This window comes from Mesobacillus maritimus, assembly GCF_044803185.1.
GTDB lineage: Bacteria > Bacillota > Bacilli > Bacillales > Cytobacillaceae > Mesobacillus_B > Mesobacillus_B maritimus_B.
On record NZ_CP085225.1, the window covers coordinates 3,217,524 to 3,239,470 of the forward strand.

The 21,947-nt window shown below is 41.9% G+C and carries 12 protein-coding genes and 3 rRNA genes; 4 read left to right on the forward strand and 11 right to left on the reverse strand.

The window, feature by feature from the left end; genetic code table 11:
• Positions 1 to 41: 41 nt before the first annotated feature.
• From LG336_RS15505 to LG336_RS15525, 5 genes are all read right to left on the reverse strand, one after another.
• Entirely contained in the window at positions 42 to 335 is a 294-nt protein-coding gene (locus tag LG336_RS15505) for a hypothetical protein (protein WP_404333182.1), read from the reverse strand.
• A gap of 184 nt (positions 336 to 519) precedes the next feature.
• Positions 520 to 846, reverse strand: coding sequence for a MazG-like protein (locus tag LG336_RS15510; RefSeq protein WP_404328391.1), 327 nt, complete (start codon positions 844 to 846; stop codon positions 520 to 522).
• Between the two features lie 682 nt (positions 847 to 1,528).
• Positions 1,529 to 1,644, reverse strand: a 5S ribosomal RNA gene (gene rrf, locus LG336_RS15515).
• A 102-nt stretch (positions 1,645 to 1,746) separates the two neighbouring features.
• Positions 1,747 to 4,704: ribosomal RNA gene (locus LG336_RS15520) — 23S ribosomal RNA — on the reverse strand.
• 249 nt (positions 4,705 to 4,953) lie between these two features.
• Positions 4,954 to 6,552 (reverse strand): 16S ribosomal RNA (locus LG336_RS15525).
• The 16S, 23S and 5S rRNA genes sit together here, the layout of an rRNA operon.
• A gap of 634 nt (positions 6,553 to 7,186) precedes the next feature.
• On the opposite strand from LG336_RS15525, the gene LG336_RS15530 reads away from it, so the two are divergent.
• Entirely contained in the window at positions 7,187 to 7,345 is a 159-nt protein-coding gene (locus LG336_RS15530; protein WP_404328392.1) for a hypothetical protein, read from the forward strand.
• 619 nt (positions 7,346 to 7,964) lie between these two features.
• Positions 7,965 to 9,323, forward strand: a complete 1,359-nt coding sequence (locus LG336_RS15535) for an alanine/glycine:cation symporter family protein (RefSeq protein WP_404328393.1) — start codon at positions 7,965 to 7,967, stop codon at positions 9,321 to 9,323.
• 724 nt (positions 9,324 to 10,047) lie between these two features.
• Here LG336_RS15535 and LG336_RS15540 read toward each other — a convergent pair.
• The 6 genes from LG336_RS15540 to LG336_RS15565 form a co-directional block, all read right to left on the reverse strand.
• Positions 10,048 to 10,551, reverse strand: coding sequence for a GNAT family N-acetyltransferase (locus LG336_RS15540; RefSeq protein ID WP_404328394.1), 504 nt, complete (start codon positions 10,549 to 10,551; stop codon positions 10,048 to 10,050).
• A 19-nt stretch (positions 10,552 to 10,570) separates the two neighbouring features.
• On the reverse strand, positions 10,571 to 11,587 hold the full coding sequence (locus tag LG336_RS15545) for a glutathione S-transferase family protein (protein ID WP_404328395.1): 1,017 nt from the start codon (positions 11,585 to 11,587) through the stop codon (positions 10,571 to 10,573).
• A gap of 304 nt (positions 11,588 to 11,891) precedes the next feature.
• Positions 11,892 to 13,139, reverse strand: a complete 1,248-nt coding sequence (dcm, locus tag LG336_RS15550) for a DNA (cytosine-5-)-methyltransferase (protein WP_404328397.1) — start codon at positions 13,137 to 13,139, stop codon at positions 11,892 to 11,894.
• Positions 13,140 to 13,546: 407 nt separating this feature from the next.
• Entirely contained in the window at positions 13,547 to 15,268 is a 1,722-nt protein-coding gene (locus LG336_RS15555) for a UvrD-helicase domain-containing protein (protein ID WP_404328399.1), read from the reverse strand.
• On the reverse strand, positions 15,213 to 17,885 hold the full coding sequence (locus LG336_RS15560; protein WP_404328400.1) for a hypothetical protein: 2,673 nt from the start codon (positions 17,883 to 17,885) through the stop codon (positions 15,213 to 15,215). The genes LG336_RS15555 and LG336_RS15560 overlap by 56 nt, the downstream gene beginning before the upstream one ends.
• A gap of 10 nt (positions 17,886 to 17,895) precedes the next feature.
• The gene (locus LG336_RS15565) at positions 17,896 to 20,397 is read right to left on the reverse strand and encodes a UvrD-helicase domain-containing protein (protein WP_404328401.1); all 2,502 of its coding nucleotides are present in this window, start codon (positions 20,395 to 20,397) and stop codon (positions 17,896 to 17,898) included.
• Positions 20,398 to 20,658: 261 nt separating this feature from the next.
• On the opposite strand from LG336_RS15565, the gene LG336_RS15570 reads away from it, so the two are divergent.
• Both LG336_RS15570 and LG336_RS15575 read left to right on the forward strand, forming a co-directional pair.
• A complete protein-coding gene (locus LG336_RS15570) occupies positions 20,659 to 21,360 on the forward strand; it encodes a hypothetical protein (protein ID WP_404328402.1) in 702 nt (233 codons plus the stop codon).
• Positions 21,361 to 21,479: 119 nt separating this feature from the next.
• Positions 21,480 to 21,689, forward strand: coding sequence for a hypothetical protein (locus LG336_RS15575; RefSeq protein WP_404328403.1), 210 nt, complete (start codon positions 21,480 to 21,482; stop codon positions 21,687 to 21,689).
• Positions 21,690 to 21,947 lie beyond the last annotated feature (258 nt).

Below are 21,947 nucleotides of genomic sequence, written 5' to 3' on the forward strand. Positions count from 1 at the left end.
GCTGCCACATCGACAACTCCTTATTCAATATTTGCACCCCGTTAGTTAAATAATCCTTGTTCTTTCCAATGGTCGAAATACTTTTGATAACCCATTTCCTCGGCTGTCATAGTGTATTGCGTATCTTCCAGTTTAAAAGTATGAGAACCCGACAAGGCTTCGTAGGTAGGATTTCCTTCTATATCTCCAAAAAGCGTTTCGAATGTATTTATATCAACTGATGTTGTTGTTCCATTCTCATAGGTCTCAAGAAGAATGAAATCAACCTCTCCTTGTTCTGTATGCCCTTTAAACATTAAACCTGCTTTTTTTAATGACAAGTATAATTGTTTCATATTCAACCTCTGCTCTCCCGAAAGATTGTTTACCTTATTGTACTATTCTGCCCGTTAGCACAATAGGAAAAGCCGCCATAAATGACAGCTCCTTACTTCAACTCTTGCTCCCGTTAGCTTAATTAGTTTTAAAAAATGGAGGCGGAATTTTCCTTGATGCCTCTCTTCCAACAGGTTTATTATCTTAATCCCCTAATTTCAATTCAGTTTTGATTAAGAATTTTTCCAATGCTTCACTACAATCAATATTCATACGTTCAGACAAAATAATCAACCACCACATGCATTCACCAATCTTATGTTCAAGTTCAGATGCAGTGTCCCCATTTATTGGCCAACGTCCTTGTTGAGACATTGTTAGACGACCGACCAAACCAGCATCTGTCAGGAAAGCTAACGCATCTTCTTCTACTGTCCATTCTTTTTCATGATACTGTCGTTCTAAACGATGGTAGACTTTTCTTAATTGTATAGAACGTTCAACCGCTTCACTAAAATTCATATTTTTCATTTTGTTTCCTTTCTTTTATAGACATTTATTGTTCACCTGTTTACGGATTTGAAAGGGCTTCTTCTCCTCACTATAAAACACACGTTCGCACCCGTAGTATAACCTTAATCTAAATGAAAATACAATAATTATTTCTTAAACTGTTCTGCTCGTTAGCTTAAGTGCATCGTTTCACAGACTCACCTGAAAATAGGGCCGGTGCTGTGCAGTGAGAGTCTATTATGTAACACAAGAATTAGTCTAGCTCTTATTAAAAAGGTATTCAGTGGTAAAAAATAGCCTGTCATCTAATGGAAATATATTTGGCGCTTGGTGGAAAAAAGTATGGCAATGTTGGTAATTTTTATTGGCAGTAATCATGATGTCTACTATTCCATGTATTTTCACTTGAGATTTGAAAAGTCGAACAATTGATGATTAGGGTGAAGTCTTGGAAATATTCTTCTGGGAGCTAGCATACAACAACTATCATTGGGCTAATAAGTGCATTAACTCCTGAAAGAAGCGTCGAGGTTTAAGCTTGGATAAGATTTATTAAGCCTAGCACTATTCCATTAATATCGATGGGAGAAAGTGTCGTTATCAAACACCCACATTTAAATAAAAAGACTTTCTAACCTTTAAAACAATATAGAAATGATATATTGAAAAAAGCACAGACAACAGTCTGTGCTTTTAGTTTGCCTGGCAACGTCCTACTCTCACAGGGGGAAACCCCCAACTACCATCGGCGCTGAGAAGCTTAACTTCCGTGTTCGGCATGGGAACGGGTGTGACCTTCTCGCTATCGCCACCAGACTATTTAATTAAAGGATAGATCTTTTGCTTGCGCAAAATTCTTTATTCCTTCAAAACTAGATAATGTGTAAGAAGTAAAAGCAAAGTATTTGTATCAATAAAATGGTTAAGTCCTCGATCGATTAGTATCAGTCAGCTCCACACGTCACCGCGCTTCCACCTCTGACCTATCAACCTGATCATCTTTCAGGGATCTTACTAGCTTGACGCTATGGGAAATCTCATCTTGAGGGGGGCTTCATGCTTAGATGCTTTCAGCACTTATCCCGTCCGCACATAGCTACCCAGCGATGCCTTTGGCAAGACAACTGGTACACCAGCGGTGCGTCCATCCCGGTCCTCTCGTACTAAGGACAGCTCCTCTCAAATTTCCTGCGCCCACGACGGATAGGGACCGAACTGTCTCACGACGTTCTGAACCCAGCTCGCGTACCGCTTTAATGGGCGAACAGCCCAACCCTTGGGACCGACTACAGCCCCAGGATGCGATGAGCCGACATCGAGGTGCCAAACCTCCCCGTCGATGTGGACTCTTGGGGGAGATAAGCCTGTTATCCCCGGGGTAGCTTTTATCCGTTGAGCGATGGCCCTTCCATGCGGAACCACCGGATCACTAAGCCCGACTTTCGTCCCTGCTCGACTTGTAGGTCTCGCAGTCAAGCTCCCTTGTGCCTTTACACTCTGCGAATGATTTCCAACCATTCTGAGGGAACCTTTGGGCGCCTCCGTTACATTTTAGGAGGCGACCGCCCCAGTCAAACTGCCCACCTGACACTGTCTCCCACCCCGATCAGGGGTGCGGGTTAGAATTTCAATACAGCCAGGGTAGTATCCCACCGACGCCTCCACCGAAGCTGGCGCTCCGGCTTCCAAGGCTCCTACCTATCCTGTACAAGCTGTACCAAAATTCAATATCAGGCTGCAGTAAAGCTCCACGGGGTCTTTCCGTCCTGTCGCGGGTAACCTGCATCTTCACAGGTACTATAATTTCACCGAGTCTCTCGTTGAGACAGTGCCCAGATCGTTACGCCTTTCGTGCGGGTCGGAACTTACCCGACAAGGAATTTCGCTACCTTAGGACCGTTATAGTTACGGCCGCCGTTTACTGGGGCTTCGATTCAAAGCTTCGCGTGAGCTAACCTCTCCTCTTAACCTTCCAGCACCGGGCAGGCGTCAGCCCCTATACTTCGCCTTGCGGCTTCGCAGAGACCTGTGTTTTTGCTAAACAGTCGCCTGGGCCTATTCACTGCGGCTTTTCAAGGCTTTAACACCCTAAAAAGCACCCCTTCTCCCGAAGTTACGGGGTCATTTTGCCGAGTTCCTTAACGAGAGTTCTCTCGCTCACCTTAGGATTCTCTCCTCGCCTACCTGTGTCGGTTTGCGGTACGGGCACCTTTTATCTCGCTAGAGGCTTTTCTTGGCAGTGTGGAATCAGGAACTTCGGTACTATATTTCCCTCGCTATCACAGCTCAGCCTTCGCGGTAACGGGATTTGCCTCGTTACCAGCCTAACTGCTTAGACGCACATATCCAACAGTGCGCTTACCCTATCCTCCTGCGTCCCCCCATTGCTCAAACGATAAAGAGGTGGTACAGGAATATCAACCTGTTGTCCATCGCCTACGCCTTTCGGCCTCGGCTTAGGTCCCGACTAACCCTGAGAGGACGAGCCTTCCTCAGGAAACCTTAGGCATACGGTGGATGGGATTCTCACCCATCTTTCGCTACTCATACCGGCATTCTCACTTCTAAGCGCTCCACCAGTCCTTACGGTCTAGCTTCAACGCCCTTAGAACGCTCTCCTACCGCGGACATCGTAAGATGTCCACCCACAGCTTCGGTGATACGTTTAGCCCCGGTACATTTTCGGCGCAGAGTCACTCGACCAGTGAGCTATTACGCACTCTTTAAATGGTGGCTGCTTCTAAGCCAACATCCTGGTTGTCTAAGCAACTCCACATCCTTTTCCACTTAACGTATACTTTGGGACCTTAGCTGGTGGTCTGGGCTGTTTCCCTCTTGACTACGGATCTTATCACTCGCAGTCTGACTCCCACGGATAAGTCATTGGCATTCGGAGTTTGTCTGAATTCGGTAACCCGATGAGGGCCCCTAGTCCAAACAGTGCTCTACCTCCAAGACTCTCACTTCGTGAGGCTAGCCCTAAAGCTATTTCGGAGAGAACCAGCTATCTCCAGGTTCGATTGGAATTTCTCCGCTACCCACACCTCATCCCCGCACTTTTCAACGTGCGTGGGTTCGGGCCTCCAGTAGGTGTTACCCTACCTTCACCCTGGACATGGGTAGATCACCTGGTTTCGGGTCTACAACCACATACTTATTCGCCCTATTCAGACTCGCTTTCGCTGCGGCTCCGTCTTCTCGACTTAACCTTGCATGTAATCGTAACTCGCCGGTTCATTCTACAAAAGGCACGCTATCACCCGGCATTTTCCGAAGGAAATATGCACAGGGCTCTAACTACTTGTAGGCACACGGTTTCAGGATCTCTTTCACTCCCCTTCCGGGGTGCTTTTCACCTTTCCCTCACGGTACTGGTTCACTATCGGTCACTAGGGAGTATTTAGCCTTGGGAGATGGTCCTCCCAGCTTCCGACGGGATTTCACGTGTCCCGCCGTACTCAGGATCCACTCAGGAGGGAACGAAGTTTCAACTACAGGGTTTTTACCTTCTTTGACGGGCCTTTCCAGACCACTTCATTTACCCCGTTCCTTTGTAACTCCATGTTGAGTGTCCTACAACCCCAGAAGGACAAGCCTTCTGGTTTGGGCTAATCCCGTTTCGCTCGCCGCTACTCAGGGAATCGCATTTGCTTTCTCTTCCTCCGGGTACTTAGATGTTTCAGTTCCCCGGGTCTGCCTTCAATACCCTATGAATTCAGGTAAAGATACTGTTCCATTACGAACAGTGGGTTTCCCCATTCGGAAATCTCCGGATCAAAGCTTACTTACAGCTCCCCGAAGCATATCGGTGTTAGTCCCGTCCTTCATCGGCTCCTAGTGCCAAGGCATCCACCGTGCGCCCTTTCTAACTTAACCGTTTGACATAAATGTCATGGTTTCTCTTTTTAATAAGAGAGAAAAATTAAAAAAGCGATACAAATGTGTGTTTTACTTTTGCCTTCTTACTTACGATTATCTAGTTTTCAAGGAACAAATAAATCCGCTTTGAGAGAATTGCACTCTCAAAACTAAACAAACAAGCTAATCAACAGTGCAAATTTTTAAATTTGCTTAGTACGAATCGAAAGATTCGCATTCCGAATGCCCTTACGGCATTATCCTTAGAAAGGAGGTGATCCAGCCGCACCTTCCGATACGGCTACCTTGTTACGACTTCACCCCAATCATCTGTCCCACCTTAGGCGGCTGGCCCCTAGGACAAAACTTAACTTCCTATAACGATAATAAGAGGCTAAGTTTTGTCCCAGGTTACCCCACCGACTTCGGGTGTTACAAACTCTCGTGGTGTGACGGGCGGTGTGTACAAGGCCCGGGAACGTATTCACCGCGGCATGCTGATCCGCGATTACTAGCGATTCCGGCTTCATGCAGGCGAGTTGCAGCCTGCAATCCGAACTGAGAATAGATTTATGGGATTTGCTTGACCTCGCGGCTTCGCTGCCCTTTGTTCTATCCATTGTAGCACGTGTGTAGCCCAGGTCATAAGGGGCATGATGATTTGACGTCATCCCCACCTTCCTCCGGTTTGTCACCGGCAGTCTCCTTAGAGTGCCCAACTGAATGCTGGCAACTAAGGACAAGGGTTGCGCTCGTTGCGGGACTTAACCCAACATCTCACGACACGAGCTGACGACAACCATGCACCACCTGTCACTCTGTCCCCCGAAGGGGAACGCTCTGTCTCCAGAGTTGTCAGAGGATGTCAAGACCTGGTAAGGTTCTTCGCGTTGCTTCGAATTAAACCACATGCTCCACCGCTTGTGCGGGCCCCCGTCAATTCCTTTGAGTTTCAGCCTTGCGGCCGTACTCCCCAGGCGGAGTGCTTAATGCGTTTGCTGCAGCACTAAAGGGCGGAAACCCTCTAACACTTAGCACTCATCGTTTACGGCGTGGACTACCAGGGTATCTAATCCTGTTCGCTCCCCACGCTTTCGCGCCTCAGCGTCAGTTACAGACCAGAGAGTCGCCTTCGCCACTGGTGTTCCTCCACATCTCTACGCATTTCACCGCTACACGTGGAATTCCACTCTCCTCTTCTGCACTCAAGTCCCCCAGTTTCCAATGACCCTCCACGGTTGAGCCGTGGGCTTTCACATCAGACTTAAAGGACCGCCTGCGCGCGCTTTACGCCCAATAATTCCGGACAACGCTTGCCACCTACGTATTACCGCGGCTGCTGGCACGTAGTTAGCCGTGGCTTTCTGGTTAGGTACCGTCAAGGTACCGGCAGTTACTCCGGTACTTGTTCTTCCCTAACAACAGAGCTTTACGACCCGAAGGCCTTCATCGCTCACGCGGCGTTGCTCCGTCAGACTTTCGTCCATTGCGGAAGATTCCCTACTGCTGCCTCCCGTAGGAGTCTGGGCCGTGTCTCAGTCCCAGTGTGGCCGATCACCCTCTCAGGTCGGCTACGCATCGTGGCCTTGGTGAGCCGTTACCTCACCAACTAGCTAATGCGCCGCGGGCCCATCTGTAAGTGACAGCCGAAACCGTCTTTCAGCATTCCCTCATGAGAGAGAATGAATTATCCGGTATTAGCCCCGGTTTCCCGGAGTTATCCCAGTCTTACAGGCAGGTTGCCCACGTGTTACTCACCCGTCCGCCGCTAATCTTTGGGAGCAAGCTCCCAAAGATCCGCTCGACTTGCATGTATTAGGCACGCCGCCAGCGTTCGTCCTGAGCCAGGATCAAACTCTCCATTAAAGAGTGATTAGCTCATAAAATAAAACGTTGGCTCATGCTTTTCTATATTAATAGAAGAAACATGATAAATATTGTTTGTTGACGCTTGTTTGTTTAGTTTTCAAAGAGCAATTACTTAAGCGTCGCTCAGAAGCGACATTTATTAATATATCATATTAAACTCATCAAATCAAGCAAAATATTATTTTAATATAATTTTTAATTTGATAAGTTGTTGCTGTCTCAACAGCGGATACTTAATATATAACATAATTGCTAACCCGTCAACACTTTAGTGAAAAAGTTTTTTCGAGGAGTTATGTTTTAATGCTGTCTGAAGCTGTTTTATAAGAGGCCACCATTCCACTAGTGAATCAATAGAAGCATTTAAAATATATAATTCTAGTAGATGCCCCCTTGGTTTCTATCTGATTCATTATCCGTATTATTCATTATATATAAACCTCTTGATCTTCATTTGAAAGCTCTAGTTCTCCTTTTCAATGAATTAGTCTGGTAAATACGCAAGAAATTCGCCTCCGGTCGACCCACCCCTGTCATTTTATCCTAAAAAAAATATAAGGTGCAAAACATGATATCTAAGGGGTATTTTGAAGACAATAAGGGTGTTAACTATTCATTTAGGAGGATGAAAATGAAACAAAATCGCCAAGCTAAGGAAAATTCGGGCTCAATGACGAAACCAGGATTTGCTGGTACGGACCCACAAAAGGTAAAGCAAGAAATACAAAAAGACGTTAGTGCTGGCCAAGGTGCTATGACTTCCCGAGAAGCAGGATCCATGCACGATTAATCACCCACTTCTATGATTCTAAGTACAAGTGGCGCTACAATCGATGCTATTAAAAAATATAGAGAAAAACAGAAACAATAAGACTCTAGCGCCTCCCCCACTCAATTCATGAAGGGAGTGAGGCGCTAACTTTTTGTTCCTACGAAAAACAAGTAGACAAGTTTCTTACCCTTCAAAAAAATATATAAGCTACAATGGTTGCAAATGAGACTGTTCACTCCCCCTTGCCCCAATGTTTTTTTACTTGAAAATTTACGAGACATCATTGGACCAGATTATCATTTCGAACAATTACGTATTGGTCACGAGCTTGCTGAAAAAATCATTAAAAAGAACTTACTGGACCTTAGTGGTTCTTTTTTGTGTTACTAACAGGTGAATTTAATCTTAGATTCAAAATCAATCTATATATTTTCGTTGTTACTTTTCACCGCTCTTCTTCCATATCGGTTTTCAAATAATTGCATTTTCTCATGATTAGTCTCCTATCTTTTATTCTTCTCTTGTTCTCCTCATCGAACTTCTTTATAATTTAAACAAAGTCAATTTTCAGAATAAATGTAGACAATGTTCTTCCTACGAATGAACACACAAAACAGAGGATGGGGATGGGGATGAAATGAAAGAGTTTTTAGATTGGTTAGGCGGTATTGTCTGGGGCCCTCCTACTCTTATCTTGTTGGTTGGTACTGGGATTTTACTCACCTTCCGCTTGGGTTTTTACCAGTTTACGAGTTTGCCTTATGCCTTGAAACTAGCTTTTTCTCGTAAGCAAGACAGAACATCAGAAGGAGATATTTCGCATTTTCAGTCCCTTATGACCGCACTTGCAGCGACGATTGGGACCGGTAATATCGCTGGTGTGGCTACAGCCGTCGTGTTGGGCGGACCTGGTGCGGTTTTTTGGATGTGGATGACCGCTCTTGTAGGAATGGCCACAAAATACGCTGAAGCCATCTTAGCGGTGAAGTACCGTACTGTCGGGGCAAACGGTCAAATGTCTGGCGGACCGATGTATTACATCGAAAAAGGACTCGGTTGGAAATGGTTAGCTGTTTTATTCGCTTTCTTTGGAAGTGTAGCCGCGTTTGGAATCGGAAGCAGTGTTCAATCCAATTCTGTCGCAGCAGCTGTTGAGAACAGTTTTGGATTAAATCCTTGGATCACTGGTGTTTTGTTGACGATTTTCACGGCTCTCGTGATTTTAGGTGGAATTAAGAGTATCGGGAAAGTCTCTTCTTTCTTTGTTCCAATCATGGCTATTTTTTATGTTTTAGGTGGTTTGACCTTAATTTTGACGAACTTGGACCTTCTTCCTTCTGCAATTTCCTTAATCTTTTCGGATGCCTTTACTGGTCAAGCGGTTGCAGGCGGTGCGATTGGAGCGGTTATTCGTTACGGAGTTGCCCGTGGTGTCTTTTCAAACGAAGCCGGGATGGGTTCAGGACCAATCGCAGCTGCCGCCGCAAAAACCGACCACCCTGGCAGGCAAGCACTAATCAGCATGACCGGTACGTTTTTAGACACCATCGTGGTTTGTAGCATCACAGGAATTGCTCTTGTTATGGGGAACCTCTATATCGGTGGAGACTTAACAGGCGCTGCTTTAACAACAGAAACATTTAACAGCCTTCTTCCCGGTAGCGGTTGGATCGTGACCATTGGCATCATTTTCTTTGCCTACTCCACTGTATTAGGATGGGCCTACTACGGGGAAAAATGTTTTTCTTATCTCTTTGGTGATCGTTCCATTCTCCTCTACCGCCTTGTTTATGTCGCTACCGTCCTCATTGGCGCTGGAATGAACTTAGGTCTTGTTTGGACCATTGCTGATGTGTTCAATGGATTAATGGCCATTCCGAACTTGATTGGTCTTCTCATGCTTTCGGGTGTGGTGGTCGCGGAAACCAAGTCTTTTAAAGAATTGAGAGAAAAAGAAAAGCTTCTGCAAGCAAAGGGTAAAGAAATCGGAACATAAAGTAGAATCCTAGATGAATTTTCGTGTAGAACGCCTTGTCATTAAGGCGTTTTTCTTAATGGAACATCTAATCCAATAGGCTACTGGCAGACAGAATACTGTAACAAATAAGAAAACCACCATTAAGGCGGTTTTCTTCAACTCAAATCCGTTCGTAACTTAAAGTAGGCAACACTTTTTTAAAGAAGGCTGTTTTTAAACTTTGTTCCTATAGAAGTTATAAAATTGGTAGGGATGCGGATAATGATGGAATTGCTTCCCCTATCTTATCAGATTCTTGGATGCATTATTTTCCTCGCTTCAAAATCTGCATCTCCACGAAAATAAGGGTTATGGTGGCAAAAACACGGACCTATTTATCGGATATATCCTTCTCGAACTTTACCAGAAGCAACAAGCTGTAGAAACAACACCGCTTTCTTTGTTAGAGAATGCATCATCATTTTTGCCTTCCTCGATTCATTTCCATCCTCCTTTTATTTTTATAATAATCATTAATTCATACCTTATATTAATTCAATTGTTTAAATTGAGAGTTCTTAGTCTCCTAACTATACATAACAAAGCAGCCTTACATAGACTATTTCAAGAAAGAGAGGTGATTGAAATGGTAAAATTCTTAACTATGCAAAATAATTTATATGAATAGATTTAATTTCTATTCGAATTCAAGAGCATCTTTCACGACCATTAACCTATATACAAGAGGAACACACTTACCTCACTAAAGAGAAAGTCTAAAGGCTAATACTTTTATTCCGTCCTCTGCAGGGACAAAATCATACTCTGGGACTCGTGCAAATCCTAGGTTTTCATAGAGCATTCTCGCATCATGCATAAACTCACCAGTATGTAAGCCAATCGATTGATACCCCTTCGCTTTCGCTCTTTTCATGCATTCATTGATTAAACTCTTTGCTGCACCTTTCCCGCGCGCTTCACGAGCAACTGCAAGCATGCGGATTTCAGGATAATCCAATTCATCTATTTTTCCATCATAGGCATCCATTTTTGACGGAAACAATGCAACACTGCCAACAAGTTTTCCATTGGTTTCAGCAACAATTAAATCAACACTCGGATCAGTATCAGCCTCAGATTGAATGGCCTTTTTCAATTCTTGCCAATGACCTTGAGGGATTTTCGCTACATGGTCCTCATAGGCTCTGACTCTTTGTTCCCGTATAAAAGGGATCTCCTCTTTTTTAGCATCACGTATTATTATCAAGTTACCTTCTCCTTCCACATTAGTTTATTAGAAATTTAGAATCAGTTTGACTTAAACGAAGGCGATTATGTTGAGAAAGCAGTCCTGATAAATCTGGCCCTTTCGGTAAAATGTTGTTGTGACCTTTTTGATCATCACTTGAAAGGTGATTCGATAAGTGATAATGCACCTTGATTGCATGAAAATCTGTGGTATCGCCAAAGCCTTCCGTTTGGTACAAATCGCACAAATAACCCCAAAGGTTAGGAAAATCAATGATCCGATTCCGGTTTGTTTTAAAAGCTGAATAATAAGCAACATCAAAACGAATCAATGTGGCATAAAAGCGGACATCTGAATCTGTAATAAAATCGCCAAACAAAAACCGCTGATTGGATAGGCGTTTCTCTAAATCATCTAATCTAGTAAACAGTGTATCGTATGCTTGTTCATAGGCTTCTTGTGTTTGGGCAAATCCACATTTATATACTCCATTGTTTACATCGTGAAAAATCACATGATTTAATGCGTCAATCTCTTCTCTTAGGTCCTCAGGATATAAATCAGGAGCATTTTCTTTATGAAATGGAGCCCAAACCGTTTCAAAGTAATTCGTCAATTTAAAATAGTCATTGTTGACGACTTTTCGTTCTTTTATATCCACGATGGCTGGAACCGTTGGTCGACCCTCATAATCAGCATCCACATTTTTATACACTTCACTTAAAAATCGAATCCCTAATACCGGGTCGACCCCACCCTCATCCAACGAGAATTCCCAATCCACATGCGGAAGGTTTGGGCGCATGGGGCTTGCTGTGCCCAAACTGATGACATCTTCCAAACCAAGAACCTTTCGAACAATTATGGACCGATGGGCCCAAGGACAAACTGCTGACCAGAGAAGACGATACCGGCCCGCTTCCACCGGAAGTTCCCCCTCACTCGTTCCAAACGGGGTGGTGAACCGGTTTACTTGCCGATTAAAAGATCCATCTGCTTTTATTTCCTTCACTGACTTTGTATCAACGAAGTTCTCTTTATTTGATTGATTCATAGCCCAAAGCTCCTTTCCTACCAACAGGATTGCGACCTGAAGAAATCTTTTTTATCTTTTATTATATAAAATTATTCGGAATATTTATATCAATTCTGTTTCTTTATCTTTTTTCATGTTGCTCCTCTTGTTTGTTGATTCATGACAACTTGGTCGATGAAAAATTGGATATCACCATACCTACTAATAGAAGAAGTTCTTGCATTTTCAGTTTGTGTGGAGGTGGTAAAATGGATTAAAATCAAAAGAAAAATCCTTAACCAAAATGGCTAAGGATTTTCTAACTACATTATATTCAAGCATTTTAAAAAAGACTCAATTGCTGTGGTTGATCGCTTACAGCTTTCTTATCTTCCTCTTCAACCTCAAGAATTCGTTGACCCATGCGCTCAATCAACCCAACGACTAGGGCATTTCCCATGCAGAAATATCTCATCCGTTCAGACATTCCCGCTGTCCAATTATCTGGAAAGCCGTTGAGACGTTCACATTCAACTGGCGTTAAGACACGGATTTGTTTTGTTTCCGGATCTTCAATAACGTGGCTACTTCGATTGGTCGTGGCTTCACTTGTAAGCATGGTTCGGCCAGGCTTGTCCAACGGTTCTGGAAACGACATTCCACCTTCGGAGAAAGTATATTTATGTCCGCTCGCAGATGTCCGTTCAATTTTTTTAGGACCTTTTAAATATTTGAACTTCTCAATAGCATCTTTGGAGAGATAGTATTTGGCATCCACATTGGATTCAATAATTTCCGCTAAGGTTGTAGGCTTTTCCTCATTTGAGATAAGTTCTTCCGTATATACTACACCATTTCGCATGATTCCTGCGTTATTATATTTAGCTGAAAAATGGTCAGAAACAAAAACAAGGTCTGATGATAATTCAAATTCACTCGACTTATGTTTCGAAATTTCATCTGTGACAGGGAATGCTCCAGCAAAAAATCCGTCCTGCCTTAACATCCTTGAATGCCCAATCATTTTACGAGTGTGAATATACGGACTATCATTTCGAACTGCAAAGATAAACACTCTGCGCCGTCTTTGAGCAAAACCATATTCTGCAGCGTTAATAACCCGCCATTCTACCGAATATCCAGCTTCATTGAAACTAGCTAACATAACAGAAAAGTCTCTTCCTCGTTGTTTAGCAGGGGATTTCAATAAACGGTCGACATTCTCCAGCAACAAGTATTTTGGTCTAATTTCCCTTGCCAGTCTCATAATCTCCCAAAAAAGAACGCCCTTCTTCCCCTGAATTCCTTTTTCGCCTGATAGACTTCGAGCAACAGAATAATCCTGACATGGAAATCCGCCCACAATCACTTCTGGATTTAGATCGATTAAATTAGATACGTTAACTGTCGCGATATCTTCATTCGAGTGAATCCCTTTTCCCTCGAAGTTCCTTGCATAACAATCAAAAGCATCTTGGGCCTTCTTTGAAGGTTCCCATTGGTTCCCCCATACGACTTCAAAGCCTTTTGTCGCCTCTAGGCCAAGTCTAAAACCGCCAACTCCGGCGAATAATTCTATTACTTTCAACATGAACGTACATCCTTTCGGGATGGTTTATACCAGAAATAGGATACTAAATATCGTAAAAGTTCATCTAGTCACGGACCTTCCAATAACTAATGAAGATTTCTAAAAACATTTTAAGAAAAACTTCTTCTCCATACCTTTAAGAGTTACATTAGATTATCTTATCATAAAAACTAGCTAAATTCAGTTCGAAAATAAGTTTTAAATATTATAAAAAAAGAACCCTAGAATGGCATGTTGGCACAAATTATAAAAGCACTATTCACTTAAGACATCTATCCTTACCTATTATTATACCCAAACAGAAACATTTGTTCTATCTCTTTTTAGAATTTTTTTGATGCTAGATTGCCACAAACTAAAAAAGAAAAGGAACTTACCCATAAAATAGATAAGTTCCTCTCCATTATTTATACCATCGTTTTCCGAAACCCCTTCGCTTCATAATCATGCGGATTGAAGTCCTTCACAAAGGAAGAAATCGTCTCCTCTGGCTCTCTTTGTGTCGCAAAATAAAGAAACACGGCTTGCTTTGTTCTAGTTAAGGAAACATAGAGAATTCGTTTTTCTTTTTCTTCAATTTCTTTTTTATCTTCATCAAAGTCCTTTGAAGTGACGGTCTTTTTCTTTTTTAAGTTTTCAATTTCATCTCGATGCGGGTAAAAGTCTTTATGAAAATCGATGATGAACACATAATCAAATTCAAGACCCTTCGTTGTTTTCGCTTCTAGGAAAAAAACCTCAGGTCCTCTCTTCCTCTCTTCCATCGGTCCATCCACTTTTTTAATGTAGGTATTAATAGAAAAGAATCGTCCAAGATAGGTTCTCATATGTTGTTCTTGTTGTGTATTATGCTGCCGATGAATAACTGCAAAGGTTGCCTTTGGTTCTTTTTCGTGCAATTCCATAATTTTGCCCCCAACCGTAGTGAGCATTCTTGTATGGTCCGGAAAAGCTTGAATGATAGGTTTATCTCCTTGTCTCGGGAAATATTTTTCATCATCGTACTTGGAGTCCTCTTGAGAACGAGAAAACTGAAGGGAGTTCGCCAGTTTCATGATTTGATAAGTCGATCTCCAGTTCCGTTTCAACACAACATTATTTCCACTTTGAACATTAATTCCTAGGGCCCGATAGGAAAAAGGGCTGCTTTTATAAATACGTTGCCGCTCATCACCACTTAACGTTAGGGTACCTTTATTGATGTTGACCAGTACTCGCAGTTGCATAGGCTGCAAATCTTGAACTTCATCAATAAAAATATGATCATATTTATCCTTGTTTAAGATTCGATGTAGATTCTCCATCACGAGCAAAGCATAATCTTCACGGTCAATCCGATTATAAAAGTCCCTCTTCTGATCTTCTCGGTAATATTCAAACAGCCTAAAAATCGTACGTCGCTGCTTGACCGACACGTTGGGTAGCTTCCCACGCCCGACTCGTTCACAGTTCAAATAATCTTCGAGCGTAATAAAGCCATTCCCCTTCATCCAGGAAAATTCATCATAAAGAAAGGCTGTATTTCTTGTCCTTTTTATCGTATGGATGCTTGGGAGATTCTTAAATTCCTCTGTCTCGAGTAAATCCATTAACCGTAGCATTGTACCGCGAACATTGTCTTCATTGCGATTAAGGTTATAGTGACTCGTCTGGAAACGCCGTACTTTACGAATTGGTTTTAATAAATGAAAAGCAAGCTCATGGAAGGTATAAAAATGGATTGTATGATGGTGACTCTTGAGCTGCTCATAATATTCAGACTGCTTAAAACGGTTTTCCGCATCCTTCACGAGCTCTTGATTAAACGAAACAAACAAGAACTTCTTTCCGAAATCCTCAGACATCTTTTGCATCATTCTCGTTAGGAGCGTGATGCTTTTCCCACTCCCTGCCGATCCCTTTACAAGCAAGTGGGTGGAACTCATTTTCGCTACCTTCTCTTGCTCCTCACTTAATTCAATATTGCGAAGGAATTGAGCTGTCTGGTCTGAAATATCTGCCTCAATACTAGGAGGATGTTCGAGTGCCTCAGACAGAATCGAAAAAGCATAATCAAACTTCTGTTTATTCGAGCTAGACTCCTGCTGCATCATGATCATCAAATCCCTTTTTTGAAATATCAACTGCATAATAAGCCTCTTCACAATAGGCCTCATGCGGACAAAGCTTACAGAATTCTGAAGGAGTGGCTTCAGCCAACACGCCTTTTTGGTTCGCCATTTGTTGAATTAATTCAACTTTCTGCCTTCTGATTCCAGATGGCGGTGAAAAGGCAGACTGCCATCGTTCGTTCTGAAATGCCCCTCGATGGGTCAGAAATTGAAAATAAAGCATGCTTTCCGGATAATCAATTTCATTGAACTTGCGCCGCTTGCCAAGACCATATTTTCGCATCCCAGCTACATAGTCCTCATTCATATTCTGATCAACAATCGTCCTTAAACTAATTTCCGTCTGATAGGGAAACATCGTCTCCAGCATCTCGATAATCTCCGTTTTCGTCTTTCCTATTGACGCATAAATTTTCACCAAGTTTCCAATTAAAAAACCTTGATGAAAATGGCTGTGGAAGCTAGAAAAGCCGTCCACTAACGTGCTATAGGAAAACCGCAATTTACAAATACTCATCTCCGCAAATTCTTCTTGCGGGAGCGCTCCTAGGCGTTTTTGAATGGTTGAAATCTCTACATCTTCGGGAGTAGTGGTTGGTTCGATGTACTCATACTGACCCTTACTTCCCTCATTATCTAATTCAAGGTCAAGAACCTGAATATAAATCGATGGATCAAGATTCCTAAATTCATTCCAATTCTTTACCCATGATAAACAAAGCTTTTGCTTCGAACATAACGCTACATAAAATAAATACCGTGAGAATGCTAAAGAATGACGTTTGCGGAAAACATACATATCAGCAGAACGGTTTTGTAAGTTGGCGATTAATTCAAAAGATAATGGCCAAGGCATTGGCGTTGCGGTTTCTGGGAAATGCTGTTCATCCATCCCACATAAATGCAACTCTTTCAGATCCTCACGTAAAATGAGCCCATCGAGATCCGCCATTTTATAGAGATGAAGCTGTTTAGCATTGCCATTAGCTTCTTCTCTTGTCTCTCCTTCTTCCTCCGGTTCACTAGGAGGAAAGTCGAGTGAACCCATTTCGTTTTGTTCTGGGTCCTCCAAACCTGTTCGTAAAAAAACAATAATCGCATCCGATAAATCGCCGACATGGTAACGTTGTTCGTCATGAATCGGCTGAGTGAGCAACTCCTCTAGCTGATCGACAAGCTTTCGTTCCATCTCGTTTGCCAGGGAACTTTTAAGATTTGAATCTTCAAGAAGCTGTTGAATACGTTGAAAATGCGTTTTTATTTGGATTCGTTCTTCCTTTATATCAACCAACCATTTGGCATTGTCGACGAGCTTCCGCAAAAAGAATTGCATTTTTTTCAATGCACGTATCGGCACCGAAAAGTAAGAAAATCGTAAAACAGGACTAACCCGTACAGCCTCCATAAAATCATTTCTCTTTAAGCTATATTTTTTAAAAGCCTGAATAGAAGATCGCTTCGCCTCCATCAACGTTTCAAATTGATTCAGCCACTCATCAGCGGTTCGACAATTTGTAAAGTAGGGAAGAACAGACTTAAGATGCGCCGTGTAATCCCGAGCATTCTCCCCCTTAGACTCCAACCATCCAGAAGCAAACGATTCCATTAAAATTTTGTCCGTTAGTATATAATTTTGTTCTTCCTCATCCCATACAGAATGGAGGTGAAAAAGATACTGCCCAATCGGATAAGCAAGAAAATGACGCTCTTTTAAGAAAGAGTTTGGACGGAACTCACGAATCCGCTCTTTTAATTCGTCCCTATTCGGAGAGACGTAATGTACATCCTCTATTAAATCATCGACAAATTCAACCATATACTCATAGGGCTTTTCCGTAATGGTTTCCCGATTTAATGGCAAAACGCTATTCCCTTGAAAACGCGAGGCAAAATGAAGACCATTGAAAGATTCCTCATCCCGCATCATTGTCCAGTCTTCCCGACTTGCCCAGCCATAGGTCTCTGAGAAGTTTTCATCGAGGAAAGAAAAAACGGCCGGATAATCACGATGATATAAATTTAGAAAAACAAGCTTGATGCCCAGTTCTTTCCACTTCGTAAATAAGTAATGCTGAACAGGTGAAATATAATAGAATCCATGAAGCACGACTGTATCGTTGACTATAGGTACTTCTGCTTTTTGAAACACAGCCCGAACCTGCTCAAGAGTCATGATCTTTCCCTTTGCTCTCGCCATATCATCGGCAAAAGAAGGCAATAATTTATCCCAGAGATCACAGAACAACTCTTCCTCTACCTTTGTCGTGTGCGGCCGTAAATCGTCCGGCGTTATGCCCATCTCGGTGAAGTTTCTCATCGTAATCAATAGATTTAGTTTATTTCGTTTGAAGGAACGGATCACCTTAGGGTGACGAGCATCGCTCCAGTTTCGTAAGATGTCAGAAAGCTGTGCATACTGAATAAATCGGTTCTCAGAAAAATTCCAATTTGGGTAAAATAGATCAACAATTTCTCCTGCTGAGGTCACATTTTCAAGACCAATGCCCTCTTTCACACCGAACTTCAAGGATTGTGTAGCACAGATTTGCGGACAGTTGACATATGGCTGGAACTCAGGTTTTTGCGCAAAGGTATAAGGATTTTCATAAGTTAAAACGCTGACATTCCCACTCACTTTCATCCCCCTATCTATATTGTGTCAGTAGTTTGGACCAGGTCCAATAAAACGCGTCATTTTTTAAATTACGAATTAAAATAAGATTGTGTTTTGCTCGTGTCATGGCCACATACAAAAGCCTAGTTTCCTCCCGAATCGACTCTTGTTCATCATGAGAAGAAAGATGAGTAAAATATTGATTATGACGGATTTCATAGCCTGGCTTTTGGATTGCCCAGCCTGCCAATTCTTTTTTATCATCAAAAATAATTTTACTAAACGAAGAAGTAAATGGCCTTTCAGTGAATGGCAAGATCACGGTATGGTACTCAAGACCTTTAGCCCGGTGTGCCGTTAAGATATGTACATGATCCAACCCGCCACTACTATGTTCAAAATCAACTTCTTCTTCGTCACGGTTGGTAGCAATTTGGATATGCAGCCATTCCGCAATTTGATTCAATGAAAGAAAATCCTCGGAAAAGCGCTGGTGGAGCATCTCAAATAATTTTCCAACAGTAAGCTCATACTTTCGTGTCTCATCCTGTGCCTCTTTGATTAGCCTTTCCTCAGGGTATTCTTCTCCATAAGCTTCCCGAAGTTCATCTAACTTTCGAGAGTAAACCCAGTTATATGGCTTACGATCTTGAATCACCGTCCGCAACACAGCCAATACAGGTTGAAAACTTAATTGGTTTTGATATTTCTCAAACGGAAACGATGTAGCTTCCTTAAGGAGTTCAACCGTTTTAGTGGAATATCGTCCTGCTTCAAGTAGTTTGGGCAACATATGCGTCTGTACCTGTCCATATGGACCATCTAATAGATTTGCGATGTACTTGCCGTCATTTGGAAACAGCAAAGCAAGAACCAAAGAATGAAACTGCCGCACGGCCTTTGAAAGAAAAAATCCGCCCCCAACCTTTAGCTTCGTAGGTAAGCCTTCTTTCACACACCAAGTATTCACCATTCTTGCCTCATCAATTGTTCGCGTTAATACAGCAAGCTGCTCTGGCTCATCCCCAGGCTTTGAGGAGGCATTGAGCTTTTGGATATCCTTAAAACGTTCTTTGATAAACGGCATAATATTGGTCTTCATATTTTCCTTTGTATCTTCGCGCTTATTCAATAGCACTAAAGGCTCTTCTTCCTGCCCATGTTTCATGCCCTCCAAACGGTCTTTCTCACCATGATATTGAAGGAACTCTTCCTCCCCCCACCATGTAAAAAAGGAATCCATTTGGTTTAATAATTCCACAGTGGTACGATAGTTTTTATTTAAATAATAATCTTCATCATTGATTGATATCCTGCGCCCACTCAGAGCATTCTTTAAAAGGTCAAAGGCCGTATGATTCGCTCCTCTAAAACGGTAAATCGATTGCTTTGTATCTCCAACGACTAAAAGAGTTGATGCGAATGCCTCCTGAATGGTCGCAATCAGGCGAATCTGTACATCATCACTATCCTGAAACTCGTCCACAAATAAATAAGATATTTTCGTGGATAATGATTTAAAAGCTTCCGCTCCATAATTTTTTCTGATTAGATCAATTTGTCGTGTTAAATCATTCATCATGACCGCATTTTGAATCTCTTTTTCACGAGTAAACCGTTCCTCGACCTTCCGTATCAGGGTTTGCAGCAAATCATTCAACCGTTCATGACCAGGAGATGCCTGACCAAAATCCACGTTCTTGATTTCTTCCGATGAAAATCCCTTTTGTTCGAACTTTTCCCAGAAATCATAGATAGTATCAATCAGCTCATAAAATCTTAATGGGCTAATCATTGCTTCAATCGTCAAATGCTTTTTAGCTAGCTCCGCTTCGAAATAATCATTTAATTCTTCCTCAATCCACGCTTTCTTTTCCGTTTTAAAACTACGAAGCTGAAGGTTCAATCCAAATCCACGTAGAGAACCAAGCTCTTTTAACAGCGCTTTCGAAAAAGAATGGATGGTCTTGATGTTCATTTCGTTTAATTGTTCGAGCAAAGTCAGGAAAACGGTCGCTCCTGTCGCCTTCGAACGCAAAAGCATTTGCTCTCTTAACTTTTTTAACATGTTTTGCGCCGCATCTCTTGTAAAGGTAATCATCACAATCTCCGATGGCTTTACTTTTGCTTTTAATAAAAGAAACAGAACACGGTCGACCATCACCGTTGTTTTCCCAGTCCCCGCTCCAGCCTTAACCATGATATTCTCTTCGAAAGGAGCATGTTCTATTTTATATTGTTCGATATTAAATCTCGGAAAAGCGGTTACAATTTTGTTTAAGCCCTCAGAGGGTTGACCATCTTCAATCACAATCTTTTCCTCTATTGGAGTATCGGCAATCATTAGGTGAAACAGCTTCGCCTTTTGAAAAGCCGTTAGTTCTTCTTCTGGTATCGATAAATGTAGTTCCCGATTCGTAAATAACAGAACTTTGATGCCCTGCTTGAGCAAACGGTACAGCAAGTCCTTTTCCCGTTCAATTTCGGAAGAATCAGCAAACATCACATACGAGTATTCAATCCGTTGATCCACGATGAATCCCCTTTCTAAAAAAACTGTCGAAATAGCACATATTTCCATTATAATATACCTTTTTCCCTAAGCCTAGGATTATCGGGATAGGAGAAAAGGATGTTCTTACGGCTAACCTTTTTTGATGGTCGTGTGAAGTAATCGTCAAAGAATATCTATATTCTGAGTTTGGAAGTTATGGTAATATTTAGATATTGCGTCTCCTCATCTTAGATTCTCTTGCTAACATGTTAAAAATAAATGGTAAATGAGGTTGATAAAGTGGGTGCAATGAAAAGTCAGTATAAAGGAGATAAAAAAACTGAAAGTGTCGTAGCCGATTTTCTAGATCAGTATTTCTATCCAAAATTGAACATTCATCGCTTTCAAAGAATCACTGATTTAGACCAACAACACCGTGGCATGGATGTTGTTTTTACTGCAAACAATCAACCATATATTGTTGATGAGAAAGCTCAGCTTCACTATAATCCCCCACTCCCAACGTTTGCTTTCGAGGTGAAATACAAGAAAAATGGAATATGGAAACCAGGTTGGTTATTTGATCAAACGAAAGAAACGCAATATTACTTATTAGTCTGGCCCAAACGAGACGATGTTGATTTAAAAGAATTAGAGGTAAATAATATAAAAACAACTGAAGTGATGCTGATTTCGCGTAAGCAGCTACTAGATTACCTGAACAATTCATTTCAAATAAACGAAAAAACAGTTGAACTAGAGGCTACGGCTATCATTCACGAAAAACAATTTGGAAAGCTACACACCATCCATCCTGATTCCACACACTATTATTTCTACACAGAAAGATTAGCCGAAACCCCAATCAATATCGTCATCCAAAAGAACACCCTCAAACAACTCGCACTCTTCCATTTTGTTGTGTATCGGAATAAGCCTTATTGTAAAAGCCAGCAGTCAGAGGCGTGGCTAAGGGATGAGTATATTCGGTTACAGCGTTGAACTTCTAGAATACTATAGAAGCTCAGTTTTTGAGGAATCCTTACTGGAAAGCCCCTCTAACCTATTTATAAAATTGACATAAGTCCAACATAGATAGAAAGCGAAATGAATGGATTAAAATGACGGAAAGCTTCACCCCTTATGATGAAACAGATCCCTTAAGCATTGAACAATATGGTCAACAACTCATCTGGAATACGTTTATGGATGTAATAGAAGAGGCGGCTTTAAGTTACGATATTAAAGCAGAAATTATCGACAAATATGGGAACCCGAGACGAAAAGGTGGATTAGGGAATCTTCTTGAAGAGATTTATTTTGGCTACTAAAGCCAATAGTGACCAACAAGCAGATTTTTTCAAAGCAGGCGTAGAACTGAAGGAACTCCTTATGAGAGGTTAAAAAGCGGCAAACTACGAGCTGGTGAGCGTTTGGTGATTACGATGATTGGTTATGATCAACCGATTGAAAATTGATTTTTCTACTTCTCATGTTTTAGATAAAATTAAGATCATTCTGCAGTATATTATCTTCGAAATAAAGAGCTAGAGAATAACCTATACTACCCGATTGATTATGTAATGCTG